The organism is Streptosporangium sp. CA-115845, from assembly GCF_050943795.1.
Classification (GTDB): Bacteria; Actinomycetota; Actinomycetes; order Streptosporangiales; family Streptosporangiaceae; genus Streptosporangium.
Genome location: NZ_CP191988.1, coordinates 3866504 through 3879959 on the forward strand (window position 1 = coordinate 3866504; position 13456 = coordinate 3879959).

Annotated in this window: 9 protein-coding genes; 4 read left to right on the plus strand and 5 right to left on the minus strand. The window is 72.0% G+C overall.

Annotated features, from left to right (window positions below; all coding sequences use genetic code 11):
* Nucleotides 1-16 precede the first annotated feature (16 nt).
* Nucleotides 17-892, plus strand: a complete 876-nt coding sequence (locus tag ACQP0P_RS19720) for a diacylglycerol kinase (protein WP_433378862.1) — start codon at nt 17-19, stop codon at nt 890-892.
* Nucleotides 893-976: 84 nt separating this feature from the next.
* A complete protein-coding gene (locus ACQP0P_RS19725) occupies nt 977-3706 on the plus strand; it encodes a DEAD/DEAH box helicase (protein ID WP_433378864.1) in 2730 nt (909 codons plus the stop codon).
* 54 nt (nt 3707-3760) lie between these two features.
* Here ACQP0P_RS19725 and ACQP0P_RS19730 read toward each other — a convergent pair whose 3' ends face one another.
* The 3 genes from ACQP0P_RS19730 to ACQP0P_RS19740 all read right to left on the minus strand — a co-directional run bounded on the left by ACQP0P_RS19730 (nt 3761) and on the right by ACQP0P_RS19740 (nt 7397).
* Entirely contained in the window at nt 3761-5188 is a 1428-nt protein-coding gene (locus ACQP0P_RS19730; RefSeq protein WP_433378867.1) for an RNB domain-containing ribonuclease, read from the minus strand.
* 80 nt (nt 5189-5268) lie between these two features.
* On the minus strand, nt 5269-6162 hold the full coding sequence (locus ACQP0P_RS19735) for a 5'-3' exonuclease (protein WP_433378870.1): 894 nt from the start codon (nt 6160-6162) through the stop codon (nt 5269-5271).
* Nucleotides 6163-6179: 17 nt separating this feature from the next.
* Complete coding sequence (locus ACQP0P_RS19740; protein ID WP_433378873.1) at nt 6180-7397, minus strand: PP2C family protein-serine/threonine phosphatase; 1218 nt, start codon at nt 7395-7397, stop codon at nt 6180-6182.
* A gap of 225 nt (nt 7398-7622) precedes the next feature.
* Between ACQP0P_RS19740 and ACQP0P_RS19745 the strand changes: the two genes are divergently transcribed.
* The gene (locus tag ACQP0P_RS19745) at nt 7623-8738 is read left to right on the plus strand and encodes a M24 family metallopeptidase (protein ID WP_433378876.1); all 1116 of its coding nucleotides are present in this window, start codon (nt 7623-7625) and stop codon (nt 8736-8738) included.
* 205 nt (nt 8739-8943) lie between these two features.
* Complete coding sequence (locus tag ACQP0P_RS19750) at nt 8944-10098, plus strand: acyl-CoA dehydrogenase family protein (RefSeq protein ID WP_433378879.1); 1155 nt, start codon at nt 8944-8946, stop codon at nt 10096-10098.
* 699 nt (nt 10099-10797) lie between these two features.
* Here the strand turns inward: ACQP0P_RS19750 and ACQP0P_RS19755 are convergent.
* Both ACQP0P_RS19755 and ACQP0P_RS19760 read right to left on the minus strand, forming a co-directional pair.
* Nucleotides 10798-12207 (minus strand): dihydrolipoyl dehydrogenase family protein, encoded by a 1410-nt coding sequence (locus ACQP0P_RS19755; RefSeq protein WP_433378882.1) that lies wholly within the window; start codon nt 12205-12207, stop codon nt 10798-10800.
* Nucleotides 12208-12478: 271 nt separating this feature from the next.
* Nucleotides 12479-13429 carry a pirin family protein gene (locus ACQP0P_RS19760; protein ID WP_433378885.1) on the minus strand — a complete coding sequence of 317 codons (951 nt, stop codon included), beginning with the start codon at nt 13427-13429 and terminating at the stop codon, nt 12479-12481.
* Nucleotides 13430-13456 lie beyond the last annotated feature (27 nt).

Sequence of the window (13456 nt, forward strand, 5' to 3'; positions counted from 1 at the left end):
GGATAAGTTCCGACCTGTGCCCGCAGAGATCGCAGTCCTCGTCAATCCCGCCGCCCGTGGCGGCCGTTCACGGGGACTGCTCTCCCCGGTGCTCGACCGGCTGCGGCAGGGCGGTCGCGAGGTATCGGTGATCCTCGGAGACTCCGCCACCGACGCCCTGGACCGCGCCTGCATGGCCGTCGCCGAGGAACCGGAGGCGCTGGTGGCCTTCGGCGGTGACGGCCTGGTCCACCTGGCACTCCAGGCGGTCGCGGGCAGTGGCGTGCCGCTGGGCGTCATCCCCGTGGGCACCGGCAACGACATCGCGGGCGCGCTCGGCATCCCGCTGAAGGCACCCCTGGCCGCCGCCGACACCGTGCTGCGCGGGCGGGTGCGCACCGTCGACGCCGCGAAGGTGGGCGAGGACGAGTGGTTCGCCGGGGTGGTGGCCTGTGGCTTCGACTCCCGCGTCAACGAGCGGGCCAACCGGATGACCTGGCCGCCCGGCATGGCCAGATACCTGGTCGCGCTCGCCGAGGAACTGCGCTCCTTCAGGCCCATCCCGTTCCGGATCGACCTGGACGGTGAGATCGTCGAGCGGGAGGCCATGCTGGTCGCGGTCGGCAACACCCGCTCGTACGGCGCGGGCATGCGCGTGTGCCCCGATGCCGTACCCGACGACGGCCTGCTGGACGTGACGATCCTCGGCGCCGTCCCTCGGGGGGAGTTCCTGCGTGTCTTTCCCCGCGTCTACCGGGGCTCGCACGCGAGCCACCCCGCCGTCACCATGCACCGCGCCCGCAGGGTGCGGGTGGAGGCCCCCGGAGTGATCGCCTACGCCGACGGCGAGCGGGTCGGTCCCACCCCGCTGACCTGCGAGGTCGTTCCCGGAGCGCTGGCGGTCCTCGTTTAGGGCCGCTCCGCTCGCGCGATCGGCCGGATCACCGGGTCAAAAGGGGGGACGGACCGGAATCCCGATATCGGTAGGCTGGGAGGTATGACGACCCCAGCGGAACGATACGCTGCCTTCCGTCAGAGCCAGGCTGAGAGTGGGCCGGCGCTGACCTCGTTCCGCGGCCTGTACGACTTCGAGCTGGATGACTTCCAGATCGACGCCTGCCGGGCACTGGAGGCGGGCGACGGGGTCCTCGTGGCGGCACCTACCGGCTCGGGAAAGACGGTCGTGGGCGAGTTCGCCGTGCACCTGGCCCTGGCGGAGGGCCGCAAGTGCTTCTACACCACCCCGATCAAGGCACTGTCCAACCAGAAGTACAACGACCTGGTCAGGCGGTACGGCGCGACCAAGGTGGGCCTGCTCACCGGTGACAACAGCGTCAACGGTGAGGCTCCCATCGTCGTCATGACGACCGAGGTGCTGCGCAACATGCTCTACGCCGGCTCCGGCACCCTGGCGGGGCTCGGCTTCGTCGTCATGGACGAGGTCCACTACCTCGCCGACCGGTTCCGCGGCGCGGTCTGGGAAGAGGTGATCATCCACCTGCCCGAGTCGGTGCGGCTGGTCGCCCTGTCCGCCACGGTCAGCAACGCCGAGGAGTTCGGCGAGTGGATGGGAGAGGTCCGCGGCGACACCAGCGTCATCGTCGATGAGCACCGCCCGGTCCCGCTCTGGCAGCACATGCTCGTCGGCAACCGCATCTACGACCTGTTCGTCACCGGCGACGAGGACCGTCGCCCCCAGATCAACCCCAACCTGCTGCGCATCGCCAGGGACGAGGAGCGCCAGGCGTACGGCAGGGGCCGCCGCGGCTACTCGCGGCCCCGCAGGAACGGCCCGCCGGACCGGGCCGCGGCCATCGAGCGACTGGACGCCGACGCCCTGCTGCCCGCGATCACGTTCATCTTCTCCAGGGCCGGTTGTGACGCCGCCGTCATGCAGTGCCTGCACGACGGCATCCGGCTCACCACCGACGCCGAGCGCCACGAGATCCGCCAGATCGTCGACGAGCGCACCGCGCACCTGCCCGACGAGGACCTGGCCGTGCTCGGCTACCTCGAGTGGCGCGACGCCCTGGAGCGGGGCCTGGCCGCCCATCACGCGGGCATGCTCCCGGCCTTCAAGGAGGTCGTCGAGGAACTGTTCACCCGCGGCCTGGTCAAGGCCGTGTTCGCCACCGAGACCCTCGCGCTGGGCATCAACATGCCCGCCCGCTCCGTGGTGATCGAGAAGCTCGACAAGTGGAACGGCGAGACCCACGCCGACCTCACCCCCGGCGAGTACACCCAGCTCACCGGGCGCGCCGGGCGCCGCGGCATCGACGTGGAGGGCCACGCGGTGGTCCAGTGGCAGCCGGGCACCGACCCCCTCCAGGTCGCGGGCCTGGCCAGTACCCGCACCTACCCGTTGCGCTCCAGCTTCCGCCCCTCGTACAACATGGCGGTCAACCTGGTCGGCCAGGTGGGCAGGGAGCGGGCCAGGACGCTGCTGGAGTCCTCGTTCGCGCAGTTCCAGGCCGACCGGGCCGTGGTGGGCATCGCCAAGCAGGTGCGCCGAGCCGAGGAGGCACTGGAGGGCTACCGCCAGGCGATGACCTGCCATCTGGGCGACTTCGAGGAGTACGCCGCGATGCGCAGGGCCCTGTCCGACAGGGAGGCCGAGCTGTCACGCCAGCGCGGCGCGGCCCGCAGGACGCAGGCGCTGCGCTCGCTGGAGGCGCTCAAGCCCGGCGACATCATCAGGATTCCCGGCGGGCGCCGCGCCGGCCTGGCCGTCGTTCTCGACCCCGGCCTCAACTCCCGGGGCGAGGGCCCGTCCCCGCTGGTGCTGACCATCGGCAAGCAGGTCAAGAAGCTGTCGCCGGCCGACTTCCCCGTCCCGGTCGAACCGGTCGAGCGTCTGCGCATCCCGAAGAACTTCAACGCCCGCTCGCCGAAGGAGCGGGCCAACCTGGTCTCCTCGATACACGCCAAGATCGGCGACCGGGACTTCGGCAAGCCCGTCAGGGCACGCGACCACGCCACCGAGGACGAGGAGATCACCCGCCTGCGCCGGGAGATCCGCAGGCATCCCTGTCACGGATGCGACGAGCGCGAGGACCACGCCCGCTGGGCCGAGCGCTACCACAAGCTGCTCCGCGAGACCGAGGGGCTGCGCCGCCGGGTCGAGGGCCGCTCCCACGTCATCGCCCGCACCTTCGACAAGGTCTGCGGGGTGCTCGACCAACTCGGCTACCTCGACGGTGAGAGCGTCACGACCGAGGGCCGCCGCCTGGCCCAGCTCTACACCGAGCTGGACCTGCTGACCGCCGAGTGCCTGCGCGCCGGGCTCTGGAACGACCTGGATCCGGCCGAGCTGGCCGCGTGCGTCTCCTCGCTGGTCTTCGAGTCCAGGCAGGCCGACGACGCCCGCCAGCCCAGGATCCCCGCGGGCGGCGCGCAGCAGACGCTGGCCGACATGGTCCGTCTCTGGGGTGAGCTGGAGTCGATCGAGAGCGACCACGGGCTGTCGTTCATCAGGGAGCCCGACTTCGGCTTCGCCTGGGCGGCCTTCCGCTGGGCCAGGGGCCACACCCTGGACTCCGTGCTCCGAGACGGCGCCGGCGGTGCGGAGCTGGCCGCGGGAGACTTCGTACGCTGGATGAAGCAGCTGCTCGACCTTCTCGGCCAGATCTCCACTGCCGCCCCCGCCGGGAGCAAGGTCAAGCAGAACGCGAGCAAGGCGATGGACGCGCTGCGTCGCGGGGTGGTGGCCTACTCGTCCCTGGCCTGAGTCAGGCCGTACGGGGGCGTACCGGGTACGGCTGGTTTCCCGGACGAGGCGCGGTCAGGCCAGGCTGAAGCGGACCTCGCGGGTGGTCGGGTCGGCGCGCGTCAGCCGCACGCGCACGCTCCTGCCCAGCCCGAGCCCCTCGCCGTCACAGCGGGCCACCACCGCCGGATCGGTGAGCTGCACCTGGCCCCACGGCCGGTCCTCGGCCACGTCGATCACCACCGCCTCGAACGTCTGGCCCACCCGCTCACGGAGCACGAAGGCCTCCACCAGGTCCACGCACGCCCGCTCGACGCCGTTCACGCGCCGGCCGGTGGCGTGCATGATCTCCGGCAGCTCGCCCATGGCCTCCTGGACGTCTCGCGGCACCGGCTCGCCCGCCGCGATGGCCAGGCAGATCTCCGTGGCGTAGCGGTCGATGAGCCGGCGCAGCGGCGCGGTCACATGCGCGTACGGCGCGCCCACAGCGGCGTGCTCCGCCTGCGAGGGGGGCTCGCCGTTGAAGGCCACGTAGCCGGCACCGCGCAGCAGCATCGTCGACTCCTGCAGGAACGCGGCCTGCTCGGGGATCTTCGGGTCGAGGGCGTGCACGACGTCGCCGTACCCGGCGCCCTCCGGCCAGGGCACGCCGAGTGCCGCGGCCACCCTGCGGACCTGGGCGACCCTCTCGGCGGGGGCGGGCGGCAGCACCCGCAGCAGGCCGATCTCCGCGTCCAGCATCATCGAGGCGGCGGCCATGCCCGTCAGCAGCGAGATCTGCGCGTTCCACGCCTCGGCCTCCAGCGGGGCGCGCAACTCCAGCCGGTAGCCGTCCCCGTCCGGAACGACCTCCTGGTCGGGGGTGGGCAGCGTGACGCCGCCTCTGGCCCGCTCCAGGGCGAGCCTGAGCCGGCCGATCTCGGCCAGCAGTCGCAGCGTGCCGTCGGCGGTGCCGGTGTCGATCGCGGCCTGCGCGTAGTCGTAGTCGAGCCGCTCGCGGCTGCGCACCAGCGCCCTGGTCACGTCCGCGCCCACGATCCGGCCCTCCGCGTCGAGGTCGACGCACCACAGCGCGGCGGGCCGCGTCACGCCCGGCAGCAGGCTGGCGGCGGCCTCCGACAGCAGGGGTGGATGCAGCGGCACGCGCCCGTCGGGCATGTAGACCGTCTCGCCCCGGGTGCGGGCCTCGGTGTCGATCGCCCCGCCGGGCCTGACGAACGCTCCGACATCGGCGATGGCGTACCAGACGCGGTAGCCGCCGGGCTGCTCCTCCAGGTGCACGGCCTGGTCGAGGTCCATCGCCCCCGGAGGGTCGATGGTGATCAGTGGCAGGTCGGTCCGGTCGAGCCGGGGCAGGGCGGGCACCTCGGCGACCCACTCGGCCTCGTCGACCGCCGCCCGGGGAAACCCCTCGGGCAGCTTCATCTCACGGCGGATCCGTTCGAAACCGTCGTCGAGCCGGGGATGGGACTCTCCGGGTACCCGGATGCTCTTGTGAGGCACAGGGAGCAACCTACCGGCTTGCGGCGGTCCCGCCCCACCGACTAGGGCGAAATGGTCAGATCGGACATTCGCGGGGTGGGTCAGAGCGCGGTGGTCAGACGTTCCAGCGGCCCGCCCAGGCCGTAGCGCTCGCTCAGCGCCGCCAGGGCGTCCGGGTCGCGGGGCCTGGTCGGGAGCGTGAGGTCGGTCTCGGGCAGGGGCACGTCGCGGGCGACCCAGACCACCTCGGGGGCCACCCGCAGGTAGTCGCGGGCGGCCGACAGCCTGGCACGCTGTCCCGAGGTCAGGTCGCCGTCCCCGTCGACGGCGCGCAGCAGCGCCTCCAGGGAGCCGAACCGGGTGATCAGAGCCGCCGCGGTCTTGTCGCCCACTCCCGGCACGCCCGGCAGGCCGTCACTGGGGTCGCCGCGCAGGGTGGCGAAGTCGGCGTAGGAGCGACCGGGGATGCCGTACTTCTCGGCGATGGTGGCCTCGTCGACCAGCTGGAGGTTCTTGACCCCTCTGGCGGTGTAGAGAACACGGACCGGCCGGGAGTCGTCGACCAGCTGGAACAGGTCGCGATCGCCGGTGACGACGTCGACCTGGCAGCTCGCCCGTGCGGTGAGCGTGCCCATCACGTCGTCGGCCTCGTAGCCGGGCACGCCGATGCGGGCGATGCCCACCGCGTCGAGCACCTGCTCGATCACCGGCACCTGCGGGGCGAGCGTGTCCGGAGTCTCCTCGGCACCGTCCTCGGCGACCCTGTGGGTCTTGTACGTGGGGATGGCCGCCACCCGGAAGGCGGGGCGCCAGTCGGCGTCCATGCAGGCCACGAGCTCGTGGGGGGAGTGTCGGCGGACCAGCATGGCGATCATGTCGATGACGCCGCGCACCGCGTTGACGGGCATGCCCTCGGGTGAGGTCATCGACTCGGGAATCCCGTAGAAGGCGCGGTAGTACAGCGACGGGGTGTCAAGAAGCATCAGGCCGGGCATGGCGACCATTTAACCAATCAGCCGAGCACCCCGATGGCCAGAACGCAGGTGTCGTCCTCGGGATTGGGGCCGCCGATCACCTCGATGAGCTGATCGAGCCCGTCGTTCGGATCCCCCCTCAGCAGGGCCGCGGCCTCCATGGTCAGTGCCAGGCCCTCGTCGATGTCCCGGGTGCGCCGCTCCACCAGCCCGTCGGTGAAAAGCAGCAGCAGGTCGCCCTCCCGCAGCTCGACCCCGGCCAGCTCGTACGGCTCGTCGGGGGTGGCGCCCAGCAGCACCCCGGTGGGCGGGTCGAGCTGGGTGGCGGTCCCCTCGCGGACCAGGATCGGTGCCGGGTGCCCGGCCTGTCCCCAGGTGAACATCCTGGTGGCCGGGTCGAGGTGACCGACGATCGTGGTCGCCGTCGTCTCCGGCATCCGGTGCAGCACGAAGTCGTTGAGCCAGGCCAGCAGCCGGTCGGGGGAGTGGCCGGTCATCGCGAGGCCGACCAGGGCGTGCCGCAGCTGGGCCATCTGGGAGATCGCGGGCATCCCGTGCCCGGCCACGTCGCCGATGGCCAGCAGCACCCTGTCGTCGGGCAGGGGAACGGCGTCGTACCAGTCGCCGCCGAGGCTGGGTTTGGCGTCCGCCGCCACATAGCGGACCGCGATGCGCGCGTGCGGCAGGTCGATGGTCTCTCCCAGGCCGGGCATTATCGCCTCGCGTAGCGCGAGGCTCATGTGGTGTTCCTTCTCGGCCTGCTCGCGGACCCGCAGCAGCTTGCTCCGCGACTCGGCCATGATGCGCTCGGCGCGACGTCGGCAGGTGATGTCCTGGACGACACCGTGCACGGCGGCGTGACCGTCGGTGACGACGGGGTCGAGCACGGCGCGAAGGTGGCGGAGCTCGCCGTGGCGGCGGATGCGGAACTCGACCTCGCCGGGCTCGGCCCGGTGCATGACGGACCACAGACGCAGGTCGAGGTCGGGACGATCGGCCGCCTCGACATGGCCGGCCAGATCGCGCAGGTGAATCGGGCCGTCGCCGGGATCTCGGCCGAATATGGTGTACACCTGATCGGACCAGGTGGACTCTCCGGTCTGAAGATTCCACTCGGTCCATCCCATATCGCCCAGGCGTTCCGCGTGCGCCAGGCGGGTGTTGAGGAGTTGCCGCTCCACGGCCATGTGCTCGTCCGGTTCGTCTCGCAACCGCTGCGCCATCTCAGCGGCGATCGACGGAGCCGGACCGGTCACCTGGTCGTTTCGTGGGTGGAGGGGGGGCTGGTGGCCGCCCACTACGCCGACCATGTAGCTCGCTCTCGGAATGTATGGCTTTGCGGACATTTTGCCAACAAAATGTGATCGTACTTCAACGGATTGTAGTGGCGGGGTTGCCGTCGTACTCTCCTTTTCCTGAGTTTCGGTCCCGGGGCCGCTCCCGGATGCATCACCGCTCCGCCCGGGATTAGATTGGTCGGTGTGACGACGGAGTCCTCTGATCTCTATCCCGTGACCCGCCTGGAGGCCGCCCGCGAGGCCGCCGCCACCGCCGGGCTCGACGCGTTGCTGCTCACGCCAGGCCCAGACCTGCGTTACGTGACTGGTTATGAGGCGCTGCCGCTGGAGCGGCTCACCTGCCTGGTGCTCCCGGTCGTAGGTGAGGCGTTCCTGATTGTGCCCCGCCTGGAGTTGCCCGCCGCCGAGCGCTCTCCGGCGTCCAGGCTCGGCGTGGAGTTCGTCCCCTGGGACGAGACCGACGACCCGTACGCGGTCGTCGGCGGGCGTTTGGGCGCGGTTGGAAAGGTGGGCCTCGCCGACCGGATGTGGGCGATGCAGTCGCTGCGCCTGCGCGATGCGATCCCCGGAGCCGAGCAGGTGCTCGCCGGGACGGTCCTGCGCGGGCTGCGGATGCGCAAGAGCCCGGCCGAGGTGGCGGCGCTGCGCGAGGCGGGCGCCGCGATCGACGCCGTCCACGCCCAGGTGCCCGGCTTCCTGCGGGCCGGCAGAACCGAGCGGGAGATCGGCAGGGACATCGCCGAGGCGATCATCGCGGCCGGGCACTCCACCGTCGACTTCGTCATCGTCGGCTCCGGTCCCAACGGCGCCAGCCCGCACCACGAGCTGTCGGACCGGATCGTCAGGGAGCGCGAGCCGATCGTGGTCGACATCGGGGGTCAGATGCCCAGTGGCTACTGCTCGGACTCCACCCGCGTCTATGCCGTCGGCGAGCCTCCGGCGGGCTTCCTGAAGTACTACGAGGTGCTCCGGCAGGCCCAGCAGGCGGCCTGTGACGCCGTGCGTCCCGGGGTGCCGTGCGAGGCGATCGACGCCGCCGCGCGAGACGTGATCGCGGCCGAGGGGTACGGCGACTACTTCATCCACCGCACCGGCCACGGCATCGGCCTGGAGACCCACGAGGAGCCCTACATCGTCGCGGGCAACGCCGAGCCGCTGGCGCCCGGTTTCGCCTTCTCCGTCGAGCCGGGCATCTACCTGCCCGGGGCACACGGCGCCCGCATCGAGGACATTCTCATCTGCACGGAGGAGGGCGGCGAGCGGGTCAACCACCGCACTCGCGAGCTCGTGGTCGTCTGACGGGTGCCCCGGCAGGCCCCTGTCCGGTCGCGCCGTGGCGATCGCGCCCCGGGGTGGAGCCGTGGTCGTCCGGCGGGTGCCAGAATCGGGGTGGCCGGCGACCCCGGCCACCCACCTTCGTCGTCCGCGCCAGGACCTGGAGCACGCGGATGCGATCCCCTCCCCCCGAGCCCAGGGGCGGGGTCTCCACGTTGGAAGGATTCAGATGACCGTTGAACGCGTTCTGCCGACCGGTGACGCCCATGACCTGCTGGACCTGGTCCGCGACCTGATCGGCAAGGAGGTCGCCCCCCGGGCCGCGGCCGACGAGTCCGCCGAGCGCTTCCCCCGGGAGGTGTTCACCACGCTGGGCCGCGCGGGACTGCTCGGCCTGCCCTACCCCACCGAGCACGGCGGGGCGGCACAGCCGTACGAGGTCTACCTGCAGGTGATCGAGGAACTCGCGGCCGGCTGGCTGGCGGTGGGGCTCGGCCTGTCGGTTCACACCCTGTCGTGTTTCCCGGTGGCCGCCTACGGCACCGCCGAGCAGCGCGCCGCGCTGCTTCCCCGGATGCTGGGCGGTGAGTGGCTGGGCGCCTACTGCCTGTCGGAGCCGCAGTCGGGGTCCGACGCCGCCGCGCTGGCGACCCGGGCGGTTCCCGGCGAGGACGGTTACACCGTCGACGGGGTCAAGGCCTGGATCACCCACGGCGGCGCCGCCGACTTCTACACGCTGATGGCCCGCACCTCGGCCGACGGCGCGCGCGGCATCTCCTGCTTCCACGTGCCCGCGGGGACGGAGGGGCTGTCGTTCGGCGCGCCCGAGCGGAAGATGGGCATGAGGTCGTCACCGACCGCCCAGGTCCGCTTCGACGAGGTGCGACTGGGGCCGGAGGCGCTGCTGGGCGCCGAGGGGGAGGGCTTCAGGATCGCCATGGCCGCGCTGGACGGTGGCAGGCTCGGTATCGCCGCCTGCGCCGTCGGCGTGGCGCAGGCCGCCTTCGAGGCCGCCACCGCGTACGCCGCCGAGCGCCGCCAGTTCGGCTCGCGGATCGTCGACTTCCAGGGCGTCGGCTTCATGCTCGCCGACATGGCCACCCAGATCGCCGCCGCCCGCGCCCTCTACCTGGACGTCGCCCGGCTGCGCGACGCGGGCCGGCCCTACGGCACGCGGGCGGCGATGGCGAAGCTCTTCGCCACCGACATGTGCATGAAGGTCACCACCGACGCGGTCCAGGTCCTCGGCGGCTACGGCTACGTGGAGGACTTCCCGGTCGAGCGTTACATGCGGGAGGCCAAGGTCCTGCAGATCGTCGAGGGCACCAACCAGGTCCAGCGCCTCGTCATCTCCCGCGCCCTCGCCAGGAGCGACCGGGCGTGACGTCCCGACCGGCCGGGCTGTGAGCCCAGGCCGGGCAGCGGGGATCCCGGTCGTCATCCCGAGGCGTCGCCGGAGTTCTGGGGGTCGGCGTGGATGACGGCGGCCCACAGATCCGGCCGCGGTATCGCTCGCGAAGGGCCAGGCTCGCGCCGTGCACGGCGTCGGCGACGCCGGCGCCGGGCGGGACGCCGGGATCCAGCCGGGCGTAGACGTGGTCGGCCGCCTGCGCGGCGACATCGTCCCTGATCCGTTCGCCGACTCTCAGTGTTCGTCGGTGAGAACCAGCGAGCCGCCGCGTTGCCGCGGGCCGCCTGCGCGGAAGCGGGGGCGAGGGTATAGCGGTAGGCCTGATGAATCCGCACCGCCCCACCCTTCACTCACCGCCATCGATTGATGACGGTTAACTTGTCCTCGGGGATGACCGACAGCTCCTCGATATCAGGAAGGCCGCCATCGGCACGGGACCGAACCCCGACACTGCGGACCGTCTCCTCCCACACCTCAGCCAACCGGACAGAGAAGGCCAAAGGAGTTTCAATGGCTTCCCCCGGCGGAGCCGGGGTGGCGCGTCGTCTACTGGGACGGGGCGCACCGCGTGTGGGTCTGCCACGAGGTGGACGCCCCTCCCCGGGGTGTTCTGCGGGTCGACGAGATCACCGGGGACACCCCACCCGGGCCGCAGCCTCCGGCACAACCCCGCTAGAGCCCGTACGTCTCCAGCAGCCGCAGCCAGATCTCGCTGACCGTGGGGAAGGACGGCACGGCGTGCCAGAGCCGGTCGAGGGTCACCTCGGCGGTGACGGCGATCGTCGCGGCGTGCAGCAGATCGCCCACGGCCGGGCCGACGAAGGTCACCCCCAGCAGGACGCGGCGCCGCTCGTCCACCACCGCCTTGGCCAGGCCGCGGTAGCCGTCGCCCTGCAGGTAGGCTCCCGACACCCTGCCCAGGTCGTACTCGACCACGCGGACGTCGAACCCCTCGGCGCGGGCCTGTGCCTCGGTCCGGCCGACCGCGCACACCTGCGGGTCGGTGAAGATGACCTGCGGTGCGCCGTAGCCGTCCGCCACGTCGCGCATTCCCGGCAGGTCGTCGGGCTCGCCCTTGACCCGCGCCGCGATGACGTCGCCGCACAGCCGTGCCTGGTACTTGCCCATATGGGTGAGCAGGGCGCGGCCGTTGACGTCGCCCACCGCGTACAGCCAGCCGCCGGGGACGCCGGTCGCGCGCATGCTGTCGTCGACCTCCACCGAGCGCCCGGCCTCCAGGCCGACACTCTCCAGGCCCAGGTCGCCGGTGGCGGGACGCCTGCCGGTGGCCACCAGCAGCTCGTCCGCCTCGACGGGCGGTCCCTCGGACAGGTGGAGTGTGACCGGGCCTCCCGGCCTGGGCCGCTCGACCTTCGTCACCTGGACGCCCTCGCGCACCGTGATGCCCGCCTCGGTGAACGAGGCGGCCACCATTTCCCCGGCGAACGGCTCCATCCTGCCGAGCAGTCCGCCGCGTGCCAGCACCGTCGTCTCCGCCGCACCGAGTCCGTGCATGGCCTGGGCCATCTCGCAGGCCACCACGCCGCCGCCCAGCACGGCCAGCCGCTTGGGAACGCTCCTGGCCGCCGTCACCTCATGGCTGGTCCACGGCCTGGCCTCGGCCAGGCCGGGAATCGGCGGGACGACCGCACCGCTGCCGGTGGCCAGCACGACCGCGTGCCTGGCGGTCAGCGTGCGGACCGAGCCGTCCTGCGCGGTCACCGCGACCCGTCTCGGGCCGTCCAGCCGCCCGTGGCCGCGGACGAACTCCGCGGGCACGCTCCTGATCCACTCGACCTGGCCGCTGTCGTCCAGGTGGGACACCGCCTCGTCGCGCCGGGCGAGCACGGCGGCGGTGTCGATCGGGCCCAGCGTCAGGCCCGGTACCCGGGCGACCTCGGCGGCCAGCTCCACCGGGCGCAGCAGTGCCTTGCTGGGGATGCACGCCCAGTACGCGCACTCGCCGCCGGCCAGGTGCCTCTCGACGATCGCGGCGGTCAGCCCTCCCCTGACCGCGCGGTCGGCGACGTTCTCGCCCGCCGGGCCCGCGCCCACAACCACCACGTCGAACTCGTCAGACACGACTTACCTCCCAGGCAGAACCGGTCATGGACCCGCGTCGCTCTCGTGGCGCGGGTCGTATCAGCTTTGCATCCTCCGATCCGGGCCGGAGCCACGCGCGGGGCTTCGGCGAGGCGCGGGGCCTCGTCGCCTCGTCGCCTTGTCGTCGGTCGCCGCGGCTCCCTCCTCCGTGTTGAGCGGCGTGGCCTGACCGGTGGTCCCCGCCACGGCAAGAGCCGCGGGCCAGGGGCGCGGCACAGGGCCTGGCGAGGGGCGGGGCTGGGGCCGGTCGCTAGCGGCGGCGTCCGCGAGCCTTCAGGACGGTCAGCGGAAGCTCGGGAGCGGGCAGCGGGGCGGCGCCGCCGGGCACCGTGCCGAACTCCTCGCCCTCCATCCACTCCTGCCGGAACCTGGTGATCTCCTCGTGGCTGCGGCCGACGAAGTTCCACCACATGACGATCCGCTCCTCGAACGGCTCGCCGCCGATGAGCAGCAGCCGACCGGCGTCCTCGGCCCCTATGGCCAGCGCCGGACGCCCGCTGCCCAGGTAGAGCAGTGGCCCGGGGGACAGGTCCGTCCCGTCGACCCGCACGGTGCCGGACAGGGCCAGCGCGGCGTACTCGAAGCCGGGACGGAGCGGGACGGAGATCGCCGCGTCGGCCTCCAGCCTCACCTCGGCCCCGACCAGCGGGGTGTGGACCGTCGCCGGTGACGTGACGCCGCCCAGCTCGCCCATGATGACGGTCACCCTGGCGCCCGGCAGGGTCAGCTCGGGCAGCACCGGGTGGTGCTCGAAGGCCGGAGCCGTCTCGCGGGCGGCGGAGGGGAGCGCCACCCACAGCTGGACCCCGTGCAGGGCGGCCTCGGCGGCCGACTCCTCGGAGTGGGAGATGGCACGTCCCGCGGTCATCAGGTTGAGCTGGCCCGGTCTGATCGGTTGCTCGCTACCGACGCTGTCGCGGTGCAGGATCTCGCCCTCCACGAGCCAGCTGACGGTCTGCAGCCCGGTGTGCGGGTGCGGGGGGACGCTCATCGTTGTCTTCTCAGGGCCGTAGTGGTCGACGAAGCACCAGGCGCCGACCATTCTGATGTCCCGGTTCGGCAGGGTTCTGGTGACCTTCATCGCCCGCGGGCCGCCCAGTACCACGTCCCTGCCGGCCAGCACTTCGGTCACCGGCTCCGCCATCACGTCCGCGAGGCCACCGCACGCCGACTCTCGCGGATCCGTTTCCAGGTTGCTCATTTCGCGACTGTACGTTCTGATCCGGCC